Origin of the sequence: Nocardia sp. NPDC051756 (assembly GCF_040681495.1) — a bacterium.
Classification (GTDB): domain Bacteria; phylum Actinomycetota; class Actinomycetes; order Mycobacteriales; family Mycobacteriaceae; genus Nocardia.
Window position 1 is genome coordinate 154,805 of sequence record NZ_JBFAYV010000006.1, and the last position, 19,482, is coordinate 174,286.

Consider the following 19,482-nt stretch of genomic DNA (forward strand, 5'->3'; position numbering starts at 1 on the left):
GATGAACAGCCAATGCGTCGTCCGCATAATTGCTGTCGCCGAGTCGCTCCAACGATTCTCCCTCCTGATTGTTCGAAACGTGCTCCGGCAGAAGACACGGGTATGGATGAACCACTTCGACCGTACCCGAACACCGCCGATGGCGCACCGGTTCGTGACATCATGAATAGTTTGTTGATGAATCATCATTTGGCCTTCTATACAACTCGGGACTGTTGCCTGGGATGCGCTGGCCGTGATACTGTTCCTAACGGAAGATAAACTATCGGCGGCCCAGAGGAGGGCCCTGGCGGCCCGGCAGTCTCCTCGCGGGAATTAGACGGGTGCTCATGGTTACACAAGCGGAAACAAACGCCGGGAAACCGGTCGGCGATAATGCGGCCGATCCGAGTCCGACCGAAATCGAATTCGAGCAGTGGCGGGCGCTGAGCGCCGGTACCGGCGCGGAATTCTACGATGGTGTGCTCGCCGATGATGCGGTGCTGGCCGTGCCGTCCCCGCACTCTTCGCTCTCGCGGCAGATCGCGCTGAACGCGGTCGCTGGAGCGCCGCCGATCGAGACTTATCAAATCCTCGAATTCCATGAACGACCATTGGGTCCGGACGGTTATATCGTCTTCTATGAAATGTATCAGAAGCGCGTAGGTCTGGACGGAATATATGCCGCCATTTCTACGGTGTATATCCGCCGGGATAATCGCTGGCAGATGCAATATCATCAGCAGACTCCGATCAATAGGGGATCGGGGGAGCAGCGATGAGCCGGAACTTCGATGTCCTGATATTGGGTTCCGGGCTCTCCGGCAGTTCACTGTCGCTGTGCCTGCAAGCCGCCGGATTGCGCACCTGCCTGGTCGATCCGAAACCGCACCCGCGATTCGCCATCGGCGAATCGACCATCCCGAACACCTCGAAGCTCTACAAACTGATGAGCATCAAATACCGGGTGCCGGAACTGGCCGTCCTCTCCTCGTTCGACAACCTCATCGGGTCCGTCGGCACCTGCGGCATGAAGAACAACTTCGGCTTCATCTACCACGAGCCCGGCGGCATCGCCGACCGTGTACACCAGTTCCCGCTGTCCGAAATCGTGGAAACCGAGTCGCACCTGTACCGGGCGGACGTCGACCACTGGCTGGCGCTGCGCGCCGTCGACTACGGCGCCGTCCTGCTGGAAGGCGTCGGCACGCGCAACCTCGACATCACCGAACAGGGCGTGCGCTTCGAAGGCGATGACGGAACCGAGATCTCGGCCGAATACGTCGTCGACGCCGGCGGCCGCAATTCGCCGCTCGCCACGGCCCTCGGCCTGCGCACGACGGAAGGCCTACGGACCCAATCGAAGTCGATCTTCACCCATATGACCGGCGTCATCCCGTTCGACGAGATCACCGCCGTGCACGGACCACGCGAATGGCATACGGGCACACTGCATCACGTCTTCGACGGCGGCTGGATGTGGGTGATCCCGTTCGACAACAACGCGAAATCGACCAACCCGCTGTGCAGCGTCGGCATCACCTGGCGGATCGACGACGGCGACGAGAAGCCGATCGCGAACCCGCAGCAGGCCTTCGACGATTTCCTGGAGACCTACCCGGAGATCGGCAAACAGTTCGAGGGAGCCGAGAACGAGCGCGATTGGATCAGCGCGGGCCGGTTGCAGTACACCTCCACGCAGACCGTCGGCGACCGCTGGTGTCTCACCTCGAACGCGGCCGGCTTCATCGATCCACTGTTCTCCCGCGGCATGCAGAACACCGCTGTCGTGGTGGATCGCCTGGCCGAACGGCTGATCGATCAGTTCGAGGGCGGATTCACGCCCAAGACCTTCGACGACATCGAACACATGCAGTCCAGCCTGATCGAGGAGAACGACTTCATCGTCGGCAATGCCTTCCGCTCGTTCACCGACTATCGGCTCTGGAATGCGTGGTTCCGGGTGTGGCAGGTCAATCAGGTGACGGGCACCATGCGCACCGAGAACCGGCTGCGCCAGGTGACCGAACTCGCCGCCGCCCGCGGCGAGGGAACCGCTCCGCTGCCGAAGGCCGACGTGGCGCCGGGCGCGGGGCTGGACGGATTCATCGACGCGTTCTACCTGAAATCCGACCGCATCATGGAGTCCTACTGGAACAAGGAAACCAGCCTGGACACCGCGGTGTCGGAATTCGAAAAGCTGTTCGCCGACGTCGATTTCCTGCCGCCGTCGTTCGGCCTGACGGATATGTCGCAGCCCTATTTCGACATCGATATGGACAAAGTGGCGAGCGCGATCGCGTGGGCACGCGAGGCTCGGCCGGGCATCCGCGAGCTCTACCTCGGCGGACTTCCGGCCGCGGAGAGTTAGGTGGATATGAATGGTGTAGCGCTGTCGTCGTACAGCGACCGGGTGGCCACGGCCGTCACCGGATCGCTGAACGGCCTGCTCCGATTCGATCGCACCATGGTGACCGCACTGGACGACCTGGATCGCGACGAAACCGAGCAACCCATTGTGGTGATCCTGCGGGCCTATATGTATTTGCTCGGTGGCGTCCGGCCGCCGGTCGACGTGATCGAGGCGCTGCGCCGAATAGATTCGACCCAGGTATCCCTGCTGGAGTCGGCTCACCTCGACACGATCCGGCACCTGCTGCACGGCGCCTATGGCCTGGCCGGCGACACCCTGCTGGAAATCTCGCGCCAATTCCCGACCGACGAACTCGCCTTGGCCGCCGGACATCAGGTCGATTTCCTGACCGGCGCGACGGAGACGCTGCTCACGCGGCTGTCGTCCAGCCCGCTGTTGACCGAGGGGACGACCGAGACCTACCCGTACCTGTTGGCGATGCTCGCCTTCGCCTACGGCGAGAACAACGAATTCGCCAAGGCGTACACGGCCGGTAGCCGAGCATTGGCGCTGGCCCCGGACGACAACCCGTGGGCGGTGCACGCCTGTGCGCACGCACTGTTCGAGTCGCGGGACAACCACGCCGTGTCGGCGCTGCTGTCCTCGACCCGCAGTCGGTGGAACTCCGAAAGTTGCCTGCTGCGAACCCATCTCAGCTGGCATCACGCGCTGAACTCGATGGCCGAGGCCGACCACGACGCGTTGGCCGGGCTCACCGCCGAGGTCACCCGGGTGCTGGAAACCGAGTGCTCGGCCATGCAATTCTGCGATGCCGTCTCGCTGCTGTGGCGGCTGCGCCTGGCCGGCATCGCGGGGCCGGACGACTTCGCCGCGGTGGCCGACAAGGCGCTGGAAATTCGCGGCGCCTCGAATTCGGCGTTCGTCGATCTGCATGTCCTGCTGGCCGTCATCGGCGCCGATCTGCACGACCTGGCCACCCAGCTGGCGAAGGAAATCGGCGCGGACGCAACCGATACCGCGGCACATCTGATCGGCACCCGGCGCACCGCGGTCGGCGTGGCCGAAAGTTTCTCGTACTACTGCCAGTCGAATCCGGAAGAGGCCACGCGGCGACTGATTTCGGTCCTGCCCGCCGTGGTCGGCGTCGGCGGCAGCATGGTTCAACGCGATCTCGCGCTGGAGCTTCTGCTCACCTGCGATCACGGCCGCGGAGCAGAACTGCTGATTCCCGCCGAGGTCGGTCTCGACAGACGTCCACTGGTGACGTACCTACGCTCGCGATAGGAATGATCGAACGAAATGGTTAACCCATCGTCTCCCGTCTGCACCGAAATCCTCACCGGCCCGGCCGCGTGGCAGAGCAGTGACTACACCGATCCGGATCAGTGGACGACGCCGCTGACCCCGGATGATGTGAGCGAGTTGTTCGCGGCCTTACGGCACAGCAGGCAGACCGGTAAAGAGCTCGGCGCGATCACCCGCGAAGACTTTCCGCTCGATCGCCTCGCGACCAAACTGGCCGCCGTGTCCCGCGAACTCGTCGACGGTCGCGGATTCGTGGTGCTGCGCGGCTTTCCGATCGCGTCCGAACTCGCGCGCTCCGATATCGAACTCATGTATTGGGGACTCTGCGCGCATCTCGGCCCCGCGGTGACCCAGAACGGTCTCGGCGAAATCATGGTGCCGGTCAAGAACTATGGCAACGGCGGCCTGCTCAACGCCTCCACCCGCGGTTACCAGACCAGCGAGGCGCTGCCGTTCCACACCGACAGCTCCGACATCGTCGGCCTGCTGTGCCTGCGTTCCTCGGGCAAGGGCGGCGACAGCAGCATCACCAGTTCGGTGACCATCCACAACGAACTGCTCCGTCATCATCGGGAGCTGCTCGGCCTGTATTACGCCGGTTTCTATTACGACCGGCGCGACGAGCAGGCCGACGGGGAGCGGCCGTACTACCGCAATTCCGTCTACGCCTGGCACGAGGGCAGGCTCACCTGCCGGTATTACGTCCGGCATTTCATCGAATCGGCCGCCGAGCGATTCGATCTGGACCTGTCCACGGTAGAACGGCTGGCGCTCAAAACCTTTGAGTCGATCGCCGACCGGCCGGAGCACAAGGTCACCATGCAGATCCGGCCCGGTGATATACAATTCCTCAACAATAATGTCGTCGTGCACGCCCGCACCGCCTTTGTCGACACCGATCAGGTCGCCCGTGAGTTGTTGCGGGTCTGGCTCAACCCATTCGGCGCGCCCGCCGCGCCGCCGGGACACGCAACGTTCCGTGAAGGTATGCCGCAGAAGCAGATTCGCTGAACCGAAGGCACCGGACGGCGGCGCACCCGCTCGCTCGTTCCTCCCCGCACCGAGATCAGGAGTACCGAATTGCAGTCTCGTAATATGTCTCGTCGCGCCCGCCGGGGTGCGATGTGAGGCGCGGTCGTTCGATTGCTGTTGTCGCGCTGGCCCTTACGGTCTGCCTATGGAGCGTCGCGTGCGGGACCGGCGGTGAGGTCGGAACGGATGCGAGCAATGCCACCCAGTCCGCGACGCCGCCGGACGATCAGCTGAACCTGAACGGCACGGCGAACGTCCGCTTCGCGCTGGAACCGGTCAGCCTGAACACCTTCACCACGGCCGGCGTCGCCCTCGATCAGGCGCTGCTCGACAACGTCTACCAGGGCATGGTCACGGTCGACGGAAACGCCAAGGACAAGATCGTGCCCGGGCTGGCCACCTCGTGGGACCAGTCGCCGGACGGCCTGACCTACACCTTCCATCTGGTGCAGAACGCGAAGTTCCACGACGGCGCCCCGCTGACCTCCGCGGACGTGGTGTGGTCGTTGCAGCAGGTGACCGCGCCGGGCTCGAAGTCGTTGCGTGCGCAGGACTTCACGGCCGTGGCCGACGTCTCGGCGCCGGACCCGGCCACCGTGACGATCAAGCTGAAGCAGCGCGACACCAACCTGCTGTGGAATCTGACCCAGCGCGGCGGCATCGTCTACAAGACCGGGACCGACTTCGCCGCCCTGGACGGCGCGGACAACGGTTCCGGGCCGTTCCGGGTGACCCAGTGGAACCGCGGCTCGACCCTCACCTTGTCCAGGGTGGACGGCTACTGGGGTCCCACGCCGAAGGTGGCGAAGGTGGTGTTCCACTACATCATCGACGGCAACACCGCGAACAACGCGGAGCTGACCGGGCAGACCGACATCCAGACCGCGACCGACCCGACGCTCCTGTCGACGTTCACCGGCAACGACAAGTTCGACATCCTGCGCGGTAACAGCACCGACGAGTACACCCTCGCGTTCAACGAGGCCAACCCGATCTTCGCGAATCCGGATGTGCGCCATGCCATTCGGCAGGCGCTGGACAAGAAGGCGATCATCAAGGCGGTCGGCGCGGGCATCCAGATCGGCGGCCCGGTGCCGCCGCAGGATCCCTGGTACGAGGATCTGACCTCGATCGACCAGTACAACCCGGACAACGCCAAGAAACTGCTCGCGGCCGCCGGCTACGGCAACGGCCTGACGCTGACGCTGGAGTTCCCGAACCACTACGTCACCGCGCTCAGCGATGTCCTGGTCTCCAACCTGAAGGACGTCGGCATCACACTGAACGTCCGCTCGGTGGAATTCCAGACCTGGTTGTCGAAGGTGTACAAGAATCACGATTACGAGCTCAGCGTGGTCAATCACGCCGAAGCGCACGACGTGAACAACTACGCCCGCGCCGATTACTACTTCGGCTACAACAATCCGCAGGTGCAGCAGTGGTACAAGGACGCGCTGACCGCGGAGACCGAGGATGCGCGCAACGAGCTGCTGAAGAAGATGACCAGGCAGATCTCCCAGGACGCACCCTGCGATTGGTTGTTCCTGGTCGAACTGAATACGGTGGTGCGCAAGGGTATCTACGGAGTCCCGCAGCACGAGACCAACAACCGGTTCCCGGCGACCAAGCTTGCGGTGGCCAAGTGACGGAGGTGTTTTGCTCTGGTATCTGATCCAGCGAGCCGGGCTGTTGCTGGTGTCGCTAGCGGTGGCGAGCGTGCTCATCTTCGGGATGCTGCGCTTGCTGCCCGGCGATGTCGCGGCCACCGTCGCCGGTTTGCAGGCGACACCGGAGCAGATCGCCGCCATCCGCGCCGACCTCGGCCTGGATCGGTCGTTGCCCGAGCAGTACCTGTCCTGGATCGGCGGGGTGTTCAACGGTGACTTCGGCCATTCCCAGCTGAACGGGACGTCGGTCGGCGCGGAACTCGAGCAGAAGCTGGCCGTGACCGGCCCGCTGATTCTCGGCTCGCTGCTGATCGCGCTGGGCCTGGCGATCCCGCTCGGCACCTGGGCGGCCGTGCGGCATCGCAGCCGGACCGGGGAGGCGGCGAACGCGCTGTCCCAGCTCGGCATCGCGGTGCCGGGCCTGTGGCTGGCCATGCTGCTGATCCTGGTGTTCGCGGTGGAACTGAAATTCCTCCCGGCACAGGGCTTTCCGGCCGATCGCTGGGCGGATCCCGGCGACGCGATCCGCAGCCTGATCCTGCCGTGCGTGACGCTGGGCATCTCCGAGGGCGCGGTGTTGTTCCGCTTCGTCCGCTCGGCGATCCTCGGCGTGCTGTATTCGGAGTATCTGCGCACCGCGCGGGCGAAGGGACTGACCCGGACGCAGGCGTTGGTGCGGCACGGTTTTCGCAATGCCGCGCCCTCGGTGGTCTCGATCCTCGGGCTGCAATTCGCGGTCCTGATCGTCGGGGCCGTGGTGATCGAGCGGGTGTTCACCCTGCCGGGTGTCGGCAGCATGCTGCTGTCCGATGTGGCGAACCGCGACCTGGTGAAGGTCCAGGGCGAGGTGCTGTTGATCGTCAGCGCGGTGCTGGCGATCGGCTTCGCCGTCGACATCGTGCACCGGCTCATCGACCCGCGGCTGGAGGCCACGCTGTGATTCACGCCGTCAACCGACCGAAATGGCTGCGCAGGCGGCGGGCGGTGCAGGTCGCGCTCGGCGCGCTGATCCGGCGCCCGAGCGGGATCTTCGGCCTCGCCGTGGTCGGCACGCTGGTGGTGGCCAGCCTGATCGCGCTGTGGTGGACGCCGTACGACCCGCAGGCGACCAATCCCAGCAAGGCCTGGTTGCTGCCGTTCAGCGGCGGACATCTGCTCGGCACCGACCGGGTCGGGCACGACGTGTTCAGCCAGTTGCTGGCCGGCGCGTGGCAGACCCTGGCGGTCGCGCTGGCGGTCGCGGGGATCGCGGGCACGCTCGGCCTGCTCCTCGCGTTGGCCGCGCAGCTGACCCCGCACGCGGTCGGCTCGGTGGTGGTGCAGCTGATCGACATCATGATCGCGTTCCCGGCCCTGCTGCTGGCGATGGTGCTCGCGGCGGTCTACGGCGGATCGATGCTGACCGTCGCGGTCGCCATCGGCATCAGCTCCGGTGTCGCGGTGGCGCGCGTCGCCCGCGGTGAGGTAGCACGCGTGCTGACCAGCGATTTCGTGCTCGCGGCGCGGGCGGCGGGCGCGTCCACCGCGCGGATCGTACGCAAACACCTGCTGCCCGCGATCGCGCCGACGCTGATCGTGCAGCTGTCCTGGGTGATGGCCCTGGCCGTGCTCGCCGAGGCGGCGCTGACCTACCTCGGTTACGGCAGCTCGCCGTCCGCGCCGTCCTGGGGCGGCATCCTGCGCGCGCAACAGGATTACATCAAGGTGCGCCCACTGCTCGTGGTGTGGCCGGGCCTGGCGGTGGCGCTCACCGTGCTCGGCTTCAATCTGCTGGGTGACGCCCTGCGCAGCGTCACCGATCCGCGGCTGCGCAAAGGGGTGCCGACGCCATGACGCTGCTGCAGGTGACCGACCTGACGGTCGAGATCGACGGCCGGGTCCTGCTGGACAAGGTCGACTTCGGCATCGAGGCCGGCGCCCGGCTCGGGCTGATCGGCGTCTCCGGATCCGGCAAATCCCTGCTCGCCCTGGCGATCATGGGTCTGCTACCGGAGGAGGCGCGGGTGCGCGGCAGCATCCTGCTCGACGGCGTCGAGCTGATCGGGCGCAGCGATCGCGCGCTGTCGAAGATCCGCGGCAGCCGGATGGCCATGGTGTTCCAGGAGCCGCTGTCGGCCTTGAATCCGCTGATGCGCGTGGGCAAGCAGATCGCGGAACCGCTTCGGCTGCACCAGGGTATGGGCCGGCGGCAGGCGCTGGCCGCGGCGACCGAGCTGGCCGCCCGGGTCGGGCTGCCGGATCCGGCGAACATCGTGCGCGCGTTTCCGCATCAGCTCTCCGGCGGGCAGCGGCAGCGGGTCGGCATCGCGATGGCCCTGGCCGCGAAGCCCGCGCTGCTCATCGCCGACGAGCCGACGACGGCCCTGGATGTCACGGTGCAGGCCGAAATCCTGGCGCTGCTCAAGGATTTGGTCGACGAGGAGGGTTCGGCGCTGCTGTTCGTCACGCACGATCTCGCGGTGCTCGCGCAGGTGACACAGCGTGTGCTGGTGCTGGGGAAGGGCCAGGTGCTCGAGGACGGCGACCTGACCGAGATCCTGCACGGGTCGGACGATCCGTATCTGCGCACGCTGCTGGAGTTGGCGCGGGCCACGTCGTTTCGGCGGGCGAGCAAGCTCGGCGCCGACAGCGGTTCACCGGAGGTGGTGTCGTGATCCTGCTCGAGGCAACGGGTTTGAGCCGGTCGTTCCGGCTGCCGCGGACCAGTCTGCGGCGTTCCCCGCCGATTCGTCGCGCCGTGCGCGAGGTCAGCCTGTCGCTCGCCGAGGGCAGCCACCTGGGCATCGTCGGCGAATCCGGTTCCGGGAAGTCGACTTTGCTGCGGTTGCTGCTGGCCCTCGATCGGCCCGACGCGGGCGAGGTCCGGTATCAGGGCAAGCCGGTGGTCGGTCGCGACCTGGCCTGGTTCCGCCGGGAAGTGCAAGTGGTGCTGCAAGATCCGCTGAGTTCGCTGGACCCGCGGATGATCGTCGGCGATTCGATCGCCGAACCGCTGGAGTGCCTGCGGATTCCGGGCAGTCACGACTACCGGGTGGCCGAGCTGCTCGTCGCGGTCGGGCTGGAACCCGATGCGGCGGTGCGGTATCCGCACGAGTTCTCCGGCGGGCAGCGGCAGCGCATCGCGATCGCCCGCGCGCTGGCGCCGAATCCGAAGGTACTCGTCGGCGACGAACCGTTCTCCGCCTTGGACGCGTCCACCCGGGCCCAGATCATCGAGCTGCTGCGGGATCTGGTGAAACAGTTCGGGCTGTCGTTGATCCTGGTCTCGCACGATGTCGGCGTCGTCCAGCAGCTGTGCGATCAGCTGTTGGTGATGAAAGACGGGGAGATCGTCGAGCGCGGCGCCGCCGAGACGGTGCTCGAGCATCCGGAGCACCCGTACACGCAGGCCCTGCTCGACGCGGTTCCCGTGTTGCCCTTCTGAATCCGTCGCTCAGTTCAACGCGGTGACCATGATGCGCGCACCGCGGGCGGGCACATTGGTGATGTTGCGGACCCGTCCGCGCTCGGGCGCGCCGGGCAACGCGAGCTGATAGCGGGTCAGCACCTCGCGCAGCACGACCGCGCCCTCCATCAGCGAGAACCCGGCCCCGATGCAGCGGCGGACCCCGCCGCCGAACGGCAGCCAGGTGTTCGGCGCGACCGAGCCGTCGAGGAAGCGGTCCGGTTGAAAGCGTTCCGGCGCAGGATGATTCGCCGGATTCTGGTGTGCGAGCACGATCGAGGTGGACACCCGGGTGTCGCGGGGCAGCGCTACGCCGCCGATGGTGAGGTCCCGGGTGAGCTGGCGCTGCACCCGGCCGATCACCATGCGATGGCGCAGCGCCTCTTTCACCACCGCCTCCAGATACTTGTCGTCCCCGTCGCGGGCCGCCTGCCTGGCCCGATCCTGCACGTCCGGCGCGGCGGCCAATTCGTGCAGCGCCCAGGACAGCGCCGACGCGGTGGTCTCGTGCCCGGCGAGCAGCAGCGTGACCAGCTGGTCGCGCAGTTCCGCGTCGGTGAGCGGTTCGGTGGCGGGATCGTTGCCGGAGCCGACCGCGAGCAGCCGGGACAGCACGTCGGCGCGCTGATCGATCTCCGGATGGGCACGGCGGCCGGCGATTTCGGCGTAGAGCAGCTCGTCGATGCCGCTCAGGGTGGCGCTGAAGCGCTGCCACGGCCCGAAGCGTTGCAGCCACGGCCATTTCCAGCCGAGCAGCACCACCGGGCTGATATCGGTGACCCGGCGCAGCTGCGGGGTGAGCGCGTCCCGGCGCTGCTCGTCGGCGACGCCGAAGACCACCTGGGTGATCACGTCGAGCGTGAGATCCTCCATGCGGCGCAGGATGTGCTCGGTCGTCCCGGCGTGCCACCGCTCCACCTGGGTCTTGGCGATGTCCTCCACCAGGGCGCGATAGCCGTTGAGCGCCGCGTTGTTGAACGCGGGCATCAGCAGCCTGCGCGCGCGGGCGTGCTCGCCGCCGTCGGTCAGCAGCACCGAATGCTCGCCCATGATCATCGCGAGTTCCCGGTACGCCTCGCCCGCATGCAGATCCGCCGGGTCGGAGGCGAAGATCTCCTTGATGTGCTCGGGCCGGGAGAACACCACGATCCGCCCCGGATACGGCGGCAGCAGCCGCACGGTGAACACATCGCCGAAGCGGCGCGCCTGCGCGCTGAGGAACTGGGCGTGCCGCTTGGTGTGCAGGACGGTCTGTAGCAGTCGCGGTAGCCGCGGGGCCGGTGGGTATGTGCCGGTCATGAGGTGGTCCTTTCCGCCGAGTCGTGCTGGAGCCGTTCCGTCGCCGGCGCGCGCCGCCCGAGGACCTCGATGACGAGGAGGGCGACCGCACTCAGTGCCGCGGCGGCGATCGGAAGGGCGAAGGGACTGAACAACGCCAGGGTGATGCCGCCGGCGATGCTGCCGAGGGTGACGCCTAGATAGGTGGAGGACGAATTGAGCGCGAGCACCTGGGTGGCCGAATCCGGTGCGGCGTCGAGCAGCATCGTCTGCATGGCGGGGGTGTTCCAGTAGAGCGAGAACGACCACACCAGCGTCAGCGCCACCAGCACCACCATCGAGATGGGCGCGAACATGGTCAGGACGGCGAAGACGATCATGGTGCTGAGGAACAGTCCGAAGCCGATGCGCAGCGCGGTCGACGCGCCCTTCTTGTCCACGTAGATGCCGCCGGCCACCGAGCCGATCAGGCCGGCGACACCCGCCACCGCGAACAGCAGACCACGTTCGCGCAGTGACGAATGGGAGAAGTCGGCCGCGAACGGGCCGAAGTAGGTGAACATCATCAGCGCGCCACCGAGCAGGATCGTGTTGCCCAGCAACACGGTCAGCACCGGCCTGCTCGCCAACGCCGTGAGATGCGTTCGGGCCGAGACCAACTCGCCCGGTACTTTCAACTGTCCGCGAACACAGAACAGCAGCACCATCGACAGCACGCTCAGTCCGGCGAACGCGACGAAGTTGCCCCGCCAGCTGAAGATGCTGGCGCACAGGGTGCCGAGTGGGACACCGACAGCCAGCGCGCCGACGATGCCGGTGGACACGATCCCGATGTAGGCGCTGCGCTTCTCCGGCGGGGCCAGCGTGGGCGCGAGCGCGAACATCGCGGGCAGACAGGCGGCGGCCGCCGCCGCGGCGATCACCCGCAGGATCATCAGCTGCCAGAACGAATCGACCACGGCGGCGAGCAGATTCGCGATGGTGAACACGACGGAGGCGCCGACGAAGACGCCGAGCCGGCTGCGCCGGGCCGAGGCGAACGCGATCAGCGGCGCGCCGAGCACCAGCACCAGCGAGTAGGCCGAAACCAGCTGTCCCGCCGTGGATTCCGAGATACCCAGGTCGGCGGCGAGTTCCGGGAGCACGCCCGCGATCATGTAATCGTCGGTGTAGAAGACGAATACGGCGAAGGTGATCGCTATCAACCAGAACGGCATCGGGCCTCCAGTGGGACGGGTGGTCAGGGAATCAGGTAGTCCGTGGCGATCGTCCGCGGGTCGAGGCACAGGGACTGCTCCCTCATTGTCGACGGAGCACGGGTTCCGGTGGTGAAGATCGCCGCCCAATCTCGGTGATACAGCGGATCGCCGTCCCACGGCCGCCAGGCGATGTGCGGGGTCAGCGTGACACGTCCCTTGTCGGCCCAGGGGCGCAACAGTTCGGCGCGGTCGTCGGTCTCGACGTCGGTGGTGAGCCGGCCGGTGCCGGTGGCCAGCCATTGCAGTAGCGCGACCAGGTCGACGGGCGACGATCGCGCCGGATTGATCAGATGGCCGTCCAGGCGCAGGCAGCGGAACAGCGCGTCATCGATGAAGTCGGTGACCTCGGGCAGTCCGGGGAGCGCGACAACCATCAAGTGCGCGAATCGGTTCGGCAGGCGGTCGAGCGGCGTGGCCTCGGTGCTGCCGAAGGGATGCGCGGTGCGCGAACGCGGACGGACCACGGTCACCGCGACGCCGAGTTCGGCCAGCGTCGCCGCGATGGTGTGGCCGAACGCGCCGTACCCGACCACGAGGGCCGCGCGCCGGTGGAAGGGTTTCGGCACATCGTCGAATACGTCCTTGGCGCAGTGCAGTACGTGCTGAGTGATCACATACTCCGACAGCGACGGCGCGTAGGCCCGTGCGCTTCTGGTCACCAGATTGTTCCGCGCGAGCGCGGGGATGTGCGGGTAGTTGGGTCCGGACGAGACCAGATGCACCCAGGAATCCGTTGTCGCGGAAGCGGTTTCGGCCAGTTCGGTTTCGGTGAGGTCGTGCGCGGCGAGGGCGATCATCGTGTGCGTCAGCGCGGTTCCCGGCGGCGCCGGTTCGACACGGACCCCGAGCTGCCGCAGCTCATCGGCGACGGTGACCGCGTCGGTGGAGGCGCCCAGGCAGTAGAGCGTCGCCGGATCCACCGTGACGGCGCCCATCAGCGTCCGCTGGTCAACGCCAGGGGAACTCGGATATGTCCGTGCAGGACAATCGAATCCCGCCATTGCCGGCCCGGCAGCAGCCGGGCGTTCGGGTAAGCGGAGAGGAAGCTGCCGACCGCGACCTGCCCCTGGACCTTCGCCAGGGACGAGCCGAGGCACCGGTGCACGCCGGTGGAAAAGCTCATACTCGTTCGCGCCGAGACATTTTCGACGTCGAGCCGGCCGGGGTTCGGATAGGCGCGCGCGTCGTGATTGACCGCGCCGACCCAGATCAACGCCCCGGTGCCGGGCGCGACGACCCGATGACCGATCTTGGTCTCCACCCGTGCGGTGCGATGGGTCAGCTGGATGGGGGAGTCGTAGCGGAGCAGCTCCTCGAACCAGGGGTCGGTCAGGCGGCCGTCGGCGAGCACCTCGGTGCCGAGGCCGTGTTCCAGCACGGTGACAATGGAGTTCGCGATGAAGCTGACCGTGGTCTCGAAGCCGGCCGCGAAGACGAAGCCGACCAGGGTGAGCAGTTCGCCGAAGGTGAGTTCGCCCTCGGCGTGCTTGCGGACGCAGTCCTTGAGGAAGCCCTCCTGGAGCAGGTCCGGATCCTTGGTGCAGTCCGCCACGAACTTGGTGAACTTGCGCGCCTCGGTCATCCCGCGCCGGTATTCCGGGAAGGTGATGCCGACGTCGAGCAGTTTGGCGCCGTGGCCGCCGAGCGAGTCGAGCATGTCGTCGCCCAGATCGGGGATGCCGAGGAAGTCGGAGATGACCCGGATCGGGATCTTGCGGGCGAAATCGGCGACCAGGTCGATGTTTTCGCGGCCGTCGAGTTCGGCGAGCACCGCGTCGGTGTGCTTGGTGATGATGTCGACCGAGCCGGTCACCGCGCGGTGGGTGAACATCGGGAAGACCAATTTCCGCAGACGTGTGTGCTCGGGCGGGTCCATGAAGACCAGTGCGGGGGCGTCGAGCGCGATGGGCACCGACCGCTTGGTCAGCCAGCGATAGAAGCCGGCGGTCGGCGGAATCGCCACGGGCTGGTCGGCTGACCAGTCGTTGCTGCGGAGGATCTCCTCGCTTTCCTCGTATCCGGTGACCACCAGGCCGGCCGCGCTGTCGTGCACGCCGGCCGATGCGCCGATCTTCGTGAGGATTGCCCGGTAGGGGTCGCCCTTGGCCGGTGGGCGGAGGAAGAGCCGGCCGACATCGTTCTCGTCACCCAGCATCGAGTCGGGCAGCAGCCGGAGTGGGCCGTGTAGTAGGAACCAGCGAACAGGATCAGTGACCACCGAGTTCACGGAGGACAACGTCGACACCCCCTTGGCGTTGCATTGCGGCATAGAAGTTTTCGCGCTCGAACCGGAACAGCGCGGCCTGCTTGTGCGGCAGGTCGATCTCGCCGAGTTCGTGGCCGTCCACCACCTTGCAGACGCTACGGTCCAGCGTGCGCACCAGCTGATTCGAGGCGGACGGGTCCGAGATCACGCCGGTGCACTCCGGGTAGGTCTCGAAGACGCCGGCGATGAGCGCGACCCAGAACGGCAGGGCGTACCCGAAATAGTCGGGCTCGCCGATACAGCCGTGCATGCCCATGTCGTGTTCCGGCGTGTCGTAATAGTCGGCGACCACGTCCAAGGCGGCGTGATACAGCTCGACGTAGCCGCCCCGCTGCCCGTCTTGTCCGACGAGGAAAGGGCGAGTCTTGTTGTCGGAGAACTGGAATTCGATCTCGGCCTGCCAGCCGGCCCGGTCCCAGTCCTTGTGCATCGCGAACTGCACGTGCGGTTGCGCCATCCACTCGACCACCTGGTCGATCTCGGCCGGGGTAGACGGCGTGACCGGGGTGAGCTCCCACGGCGGCGGTAGCGTCGGCACCCGCCATTCCTGGAAGGCGAAGTCGGTCAACGGTTTCCCGCGCCGCCGGGACCGGTCGATGGGTCTGCGCTCAGTCGACACTCACGGCACCTCGTTCGCGGTGGCCAGCAGCTCGAGTGCGGCGAGGACGGCGTCGGTGCGGCCGGTGAGCCGCGCTCGTCCGCCGAGCCGGATGCGATCGAATGTCGCTTCGACGGCATGGGTTTCGATGAGTTCGGCCCCGGCGATCGGCTGACCGACCCGCCACATCCACCCGCCCGAGGCGTCGGCGTCGGCCTTCGGCTCGTCCCAGCCGAGCCCGGCCTGCACCCGGAGGTTGAGCAGCTCCAGATCGATGCCGGTGATGATCCGGGACTGGAACGGGACCTCGCCGCCGGATGCCCGCGCGCACACCTCGCTGACCACTACATCCTCGAAAGCGTCACCGCTGGAGAGGTATTCGACGTGCGCGGTGAACGTCCCGTCGAGGCCGAGGGCGGTGCACGTCCGGATCGCGAGGTCGGCCAGCTTCGCCTCGGTCGCCGGGTCGGTCCTGGCCGAGCCGGAGCCGCCGCCGCGGGTGAGGTCGAGCAGCGAGCGAATGTAGAGGCCTGAGAACAGGTGCGTCACAGTGCCGTTCACGACGAGCACTTCGGAATGGTATTGCGGGCCGTCGAGTAACCGTTCGACCAGATCGTCGCTCAGCGCGGTGAGGTCGACGGCGCCGAACTTCTCGGTCCGGATCCCGCGCAGGTTCGCCTCGGCGGCGGGTTTGACGATGACCAGCTCGTCGTCGGCGAATCCGGTGCAGCCGCCTGCCTTTTCGACGGTGCCGTCGGCGACGATCAGCGTCTCGGGCACCGGGATATCCGCCGCCTCGAGCGTCCGGCGCATGACACCCTTGTGCCGGTAGTTCTCCAAGGAGCCCGCGGGGATCGGCGTCGGCAGGCCGAGGTCGCCGCACAGCTGCGCGGCGACACCGAGCAAGTACTCGTCATTGGTGACGATCGCGGTGGTGCCGGCGGGGATCAGCGACGCCCACTCGTCGACGCCGGCGATCCGTTCGTCGCCGATATCGTGCAGTGCCACATCGCCTTCGCGGATCAGCGGCACCTCGCCGGTGCGCAGAATCCGTAGTTCGGCACCCGTGGCGGTGACCGCCGAGCCGAATTCGGCCAGCCCGACCGTGCCGAGCGATTGCTTCGCCTGTAACAGGACCACCGTTGCTCGATCACCTGATGACAACACGCCTCCATGCCTCTAGGTGCTGGTCCACGCGTTGGCAGCCGGTGACGACGGCTTCCGGATCGCGCGCCAGCGAGATTCGGATCAGATCGGTGCCGAGTTTCGGCTGGGCCCAGTAGAACAGTTCGCCGGGCAGCACGTGCACCCCGATCTCACCGAGTTCGGTGTAGAGCGCGCTGGCCTCGACGCCTTCCGGCAGCCGGAATGTATCGACGGAGATCCTGGATTCAGGATAGGCCGGTGCCAGGTTGATGTGGTCGCGGGCCAGCGTGCGGTTGCTCTGGATGCCGCCGCGCAGCCGGTCGTAGCCGCCGTGTCGGCCGTCCTCGGCGAACAATTCGACGATCCGCAGGATGAACGGCGACGCCGAGAGCATGTGATCGGAGTACATCCGGGCCAGCGGGAGCGGATTGCCGAGGTTCCAATTCAGGAACCCGGCCTTCAATTCCTGTAGCGGCCAGAGCTTTCCGGTGTCCTCGATGGTCGCCCAGTCGAGGTCGTACTGACCGAGCACGGCGTACATGTCGTACTGGGCGCGCAGATCCTGTGCGCGGAAGCAGGAGTCGATGACCAGCACGGTGTCGCGGTCGGCGCAGGCGGCGGCGATCTGGTGCAGGCGGTCGGCGTCGATGACGGCGCCGGTCGGATTGTTCGGCGAGACGGTGAACAGCACGCCGTGCGCGGGGATCACGTCTTCGAGTGTGCCGCCGGCTAATTCGGACTCGGCGACCGAATGGATGGCGAGTCCGTGACCGGCCAGCAGGTCGTGCAGGTTGTCGAAGGTCGGCTCGACCATGGCCACCTGACGGTCGGCGAGGCGAATCGCCTTGCCGATCATGTCGATTGCCGTCGAGGAGGAGTAGCAGCTGCGGAAGGTGACGTCGTCGGCCAGCGCGCTGTGCTGCCCGATCGAGGACAGGAACGCGTTGCGCGCGCTCTTCTCGACCACGTCGACCGGGAGCTTGCGGGTCTGTGCGAAGACCTCAGGGAAGCCGGCGACGATCTCGGATTGGGTGCTGGACAGCGACATTCGCGGATGACCGTCGGACAGGTTGACACCGTCGACCAGCGCCTTGACTTCCAGGTCGGTGATGTTATCGGGCATGCAAACGACCATCCTGTTGCGTCTTGGTCCGCCGGGCGGCAGCGGCCATGGTCATGATTTCGAAGATCACCGCGACGCCGAGATGCGCGGTGATGTCGGCGGAGTCGTACGGCGGCGAGATCTCCACCAGCGACACCGTGCGGATATCCGGCAGGTCGAGTTCGCGCAGCAGCCGCAACGCGAACGCCGAGGAGGGCCCGCCGACCTCGGGGGTGCCGGTGCCGGGGGCGCACGAGGGATCGACGAAGTCGATGTCGAAGGTCAGCGCGACCGGGTTCGAACCGACCTTGTCCCGCACGATCCGGCCGAGTTCGCGCGGGCCGATGTCCAGTGCGTCCTCGCAGTGGATCACGGTGAAGCCGAGCCCGTCGTCGGCCAGGTCCTCGCGGGGCACGCTGCCGCGCATGCCGATCTGGATGCTGGTCGTGGGATCGATCAGGCCCTCCTCCACGGCGCGGCGGTACACCGTGCCGTGGAAGTGCTTCATGCCGAAGTAGTTGTCCAGCACGTCCCGGTGCGCGTCCAGTTGCACCAGCGACAGCGGCCCGTGTTTCCTTGCGGCCGCGCGTAATTCGGCGATCGCCAGGCTGTGGTCGCCGCCGACCAGGATAGGCAGCGCGCCGATCTCGTGCACGGCGCTGACGCTGCTCTCGATCAGCTCGAGCGTTTGCAGGTGGTAGCCGGGCACGATGTGCACGTCGCCGCCGTCGACGACGGTGAGCAGGTCGGTGATGACCAGATCGCGTTCCCGGCTGCCCAATCGGCCCAGCGTGCTCGCCGAGCGGACCGCCTCCGGCCCGAAGCGGGCGCCGCTGCGATAGCCCGTCGCGCCGTCGATCGGCACGCCGAGGATGACCGCGTGCACCCCGTCCTCGGCGGTCAGCTCCCGGATCGGCCGGTAGGGGAGCCGGAAGAAGGTCCGCGGCCCCGAGCTGAGCCGGGAGACCGCCTGGCTGTCGGTGTAGTCAGTCATGTCGATTTTCCTTGGCCCGCAACAGCATTGCGGTCACGATCCCGGTCTCGTCCAGGCCGGGGGTGTCGACGTCGTCCACCACCACCTCCAGTCCCGCGCTGTCGTAGAGATCGGCCCAGTACTGCTTGGGCGCCAGGCGCTGGTCGGTGAACGGGTGCAGCAGGAAATAGTGGTTGTAGTAGTTGGTGCGGTGCGGGTCGCGCATCTTCTCCGCGTCGTCCCAGCAGTAGTCGATATCGATGACCAGCAGTTCGATGCCCGGGTTGTTGTCGAACAGCGTCCGCAGGAACTTCCGGACGCCGTTCTCGCCTTCCTGACCCAGGATTTCGTGGATGACGAAGCTGATGATGCCGAAGTCGTAATGCGCGTCGGTCTGCTCGAGATGGCCGATCGCGTCCGCGTTGACGATGTCGATCCGGTCGGCGTGCACCGATCCGGCGACGAATTCCACCGCGGCCGCGGCGCCCTCGGGGCTCGGCTCGATTCCGGTGAGCCGCATGTCCGCGTACTTCTCGGCCAGCGTGGTGAGAAAGATGCCGCTGCCGCAACCGAGGTCGATACCGCTGCGATAGCTCTTGCCCCGCTGGTCGAGCACCCGGTACATCAGCGGGATCGCGTCGTGCACGCTGATTTCGCAGCTGCCGACGCCGACCATGCGGCCGTCGCGCGGCACCGCGGCGGGGTCGGCGAAGCCGTTGCCGATATCCAGGAAGGTCCGGCCGTAGCCGCCGATCATCATTTGATACCAGCCGCGGGCCTCCCAGATCTGCACGAGCTTGTCGGTGGCCCGATCGTTGTCGGTATATCCCGCGGTGCGCAGGAACAGTTGCAGCGCTTCGACCCGTTCCGGTGTCGTGATCACCGACTCCAGTGCCTTGCGCGCCGGGACCCCGTTCACCACGATCTGTTCCAGCACGCCGTGTTCGATCAGGTTGTACAGCACGGCCGACTGCACGTATCCGCTGAACGGCTCCAGCGCTTCGATCAGGCGATTCCGGTTAAGCATGTCGTTCATACCTCTCTTTCGGTCTGTGCTC

Annotated in this window: 18 protein-coding genes; 9 read left to right on the forward strand and 9 right to left on the reverse strand. The window is 66.6% G+C overall.

The features are described from left to right. Positions 1-329 precede the first annotated feature (329 nt). The 9 genes from AB0M22_RS27020 (at position 330) to AB0M22_RS27060 (ending at position 9,781) form a co-directional block, all read left to right on the forward strand. Positions 330-761, forward strand: coding sequence for a nuclear transport factor 2 family protein (locus tag AB0M22_RS27020; RefSeq protein WP_150401184.1), 432 nt, complete (start codon positions 330-332; stop codon positions 759-761). Continuing rightward, positions 758-2,350, forward strand: a complete 1,593-nt coding sequence (locus AB0M22_RS27025; RefSeq protein ID WP_364732392.1) for a tryptophan 7-halogenase — start codon at positions 758-760, stop codon at positions 2,348-2,350. The genes AB0M22_RS27020 and AB0M22_RS27025 overlap by 4 nt, the downstream gene beginning before the upstream one ends. Next, positions 2,351-3,637: a hypothetical protein gene (locus tag AB0M22_RS27030; protein WP_364732395.1), complete on the forward strand. Its 1,287-nt coding sequence runs from the start codon at positions 2,351-2,353 to the stop codon at positions 3,635-3,637. A gap of 15 nt (positions 3,638-3,652) precedes the next feature. Then, positions 3,653-4,669, forward strand: a complete 1,017-nt coding sequence (locus AB0M22_RS27035; protein ID WP_364732397.1) for a TauD/TfdA family dioxygenase — start codon at positions 3,653-3,655, stop codon at positions 4,667-4,669. 113 nt (positions 4,670-4,782) lie between these two features. After that, positions 4,783-6,336, forward strand: coding sequence for an ABC transporter substrate-binding protein (locus tag AB0M22_RS27040; protein WP_364732400.1), 1,554 nt, complete (start codon positions 4,783-4,785; stop codon positions 6,334-6,336). 10 nt (positions 6,337-6,346) lie between these two features. Further along, on the forward strand, positions 6,347-7,297 hold the full coding sequence (locus AB0M22_RS27045; protein WP_364732403.1) for an ABC transporter permease: 951 nt from the start codon (positions 6,347-6,349) through the stop codon (positions 7,295-7,297). Beyond that, positions 7,294-8,190, forward strand: coding sequence for an ABC transporter permease (locus AB0M22_RS27050; protein WP_364732406.1), 897 nt, complete (start codon positions 7,294-7,296; stop codon positions 8,188-8,190). Before AB0M22_RS27045 ends, AB0M22_RS27050 begins: the two co-directional genes overlap by 4 nt. Next, on the forward strand, positions 8,187-9,011 hold the full coding sequence (locus AB0M22_RS27055) for an ABC transporter ATP-binding protein (RefSeq protein ID WP_364732408.1): 825 nt from the start codon (positions 8,187-8,189) through the stop codon (positions 9,009-9,011). The genes AB0M22_RS27050 and AB0M22_RS27055 overlap by 4 nt, the downstream gene beginning before the upstream one ends. Continuing rightward, entirely contained in the window at positions 9,008-9,781 is a 774-nt protein-coding gene (locus AB0M22_RS27060; RefSeq protein WP_364732411.1) for an ATP-binding cassette domain-containing protein, read from the forward strand. The genes AB0M22_RS27055 and AB0M22_RS27060 overlap by 4 nt, the downstream gene beginning before the upstream one ends. 9 nt (positions 9,782-9,790) lie before the next feature. Here the strand turns inward: AB0M22_RS27060 and AB0M22_RS27065 are convergent, their stop codons facing one another. From AB0M22_RS27065 to AB0M22_RS27105, 9 genes are read right to left on the reverse strand one after another with little or no spacing between them, the layout of a single operon-like run. Next, a complete protein-coding gene (locus tag AB0M22_RS27065; RefSeq protein ID WP_364732413.1) occupies positions 9,791-11,101 on the reverse strand; it encodes a cytochrome P450 in 1,311 nt (436 codons plus the stop codon). Next, positions 11,098-12,297, reverse strand: coding sequence for an MFS transporter (locus AB0M22_RS27070; protein WP_364732416.1), 1,200 nt, complete (start codon positions 12,295-12,297; stop codon positions 11,098-11,100). Before AB0M22_RS27070 ends, AB0M22_RS27065 begins: the two co-directional genes overlap by 4 nt. Before the next feature lie 23 nt (positions 12,298-12,320). Continuing rightward, the gene (locus AB0M22_RS27075) at positions 12,321-13,274 is read right to left on the reverse strand and encodes an NAD(P)-dependent oxidoreductase (protein ID WP_364732419.1); all 954 of its coding nucleotides are present in this window, start codon (positions 13,272-13,274) and stop codon (positions 12,321-12,323) included. Further along, a complete protein-coding gene (locus tag AB0M22_RS27080) occupies positions 13,274-14,557 on the reverse strand; it encodes a cytochrome P450 (protein WP_364732421.1) in 1,284 nt (427 codons plus the stop codon). Before AB0M22_RS27080 ends, AB0M22_RS27075 begins: the two co-directional genes overlap by 1 nt. After that, entirely contained in the window at positions 14,547-15,224 is a 678-nt protein-coding gene (locus AB0M22_RS27085; RefSeq protein WP_364732424.1) for a GNAT family N-acetyltransferase, read from the reverse strand. The genes AB0M22_RS27080 and AB0M22_RS27085 overlap by 11 nt, the downstream gene beginning before the upstream one ends. Beyond that, on the reverse strand, positions 15,225-16,367 hold the full coding sequence (locus AB0M22_RS27090) for a hypothetical protein (RefSeq protein WP_364732427.1): 1,143 nt from the start codon (positions 16,365-16,367) through the stop codon (positions 15,225-15,227). It lies immediately after the preceding gene. Continuing rightward, positions 16,354-17,472 carry an aminotransferase class I/II-fold pyridoxal phosphate-dependent enzyme gene (locus tag AB0M22_RS27095; RefSeq protein ID WP_364732430.1) on the reverse strand — a complete coding sequence of 373 codons (1,119 nt, stop codon included), beginning with the start codon at positions 17,470-17,472 and terminating at the stop codon, positions 16,354-16,356. Before AB0M22_RS27095 ends, AB0M22_RS27090 begins: the two co-directional genes overlap by 14 nt. Further along, positions 17,462-18,445: an arginase family protein gene (locus AB0M22_RS27100; protein WP_364732433.1), complete on the reverse strand. Its 984-nt coding sequence runs from the start codon at positions 18,443-18,445 to the stop codon at positions 17,462-17,464. Before AB0M22_RS27100 ends, AB0M22_RS27095 begins: the two co-directional genes overlap by 11 nt. Continuing rightward, positions 18,438-19,460, reverse strand: coding sequence for a methyltransferase domain-containing protein (locus tag AB0M22_RS27105; RefSeq protein ID WP_364732435.1), 1,023 nt, complete (start codon positions 19,458-19,460; stop codon positions 18,438-18,440). The genes AB0M22_RS27100 and AB0M22_RS27105 overlap by 8 nt, the downstream gene beginning before the upstream one ends. Positions 19,461-19,482: the final 22 nt, after the last annotated feature.

Bases quoted from the DNA above. Each gene is read 5' to 3' on its own strand.
- AB0M22_RS27020 (WP_150401184.1), top strand. From the start codon at position 330: ATGGTTACACAAGCGGAAACAAACGCCGGGAAACCGGTCGGCGATAAT.
- AB0M22_RS27025 (WP_364732392.1), top strand. From the start codon at position 758: ATGAGCCGGAACTTCGATGTCCTGATATTGGGTTCCGGGCTCTCCGGC.
- AB0M22_RS27035 (WP_364732397.1), top strand. From the start codon at position 3,653: ATGGTTAACCCATCGTCTCCCGTCTGCACCGAAATCCTCACCGGCCCG.
- AB0M22_RS27055 (WP_364732408.1), top strand. From the start codon at position 8,187: ATGACGCTGCTGCAGGTGACCGACCTGACGGTCGAGATCGACGGCCGG.
- AB0M22_RS27065 (WP_364732413.1), bottom strand. From the start codon at position 11,101: ATGACCGGCACATACCCACCGGCCCCGCGGCTACCGCGACTGCTACAG.
- AB0M22_RS27070 (WP_364732416.1), bottom strand. From the start codon at position 12,297: ATGCCGTTCTGGTTGATAGCGATCACCTTCGCCGTATTCGTCTTCTAC.
- AB0M22_RS27075 (WP_364732419.1), bottom strand. From the start codon at position 13,274: ATGGGCGCCGTCACGGTGGATCCGGCGACGCTCTACTGCCTGGGCGCC.
- AB0M22_RS27095 (WP_364732430.1), bottom strand. From the start codon at position 17,472: ATGCCCGATAACATCACCGACCTGGAAGTCAAGGCGCTGGTCGACGGT.
- AB0M22_RS27100 (WP_364732433.1), bottom strand. From the start codon at position 18,445: ATGACTGACTACACCGACAGCCAGGCGGTCTCCCGGCTCAGCTCGGGG.
- AB0M22_RS27105 (WP_364732435.1), bottom strand. From the start codon at position 19,460: ATGAACGACATGCTTAACCGGAATCGCCTGATCGAAGCGCTGGAGCCG.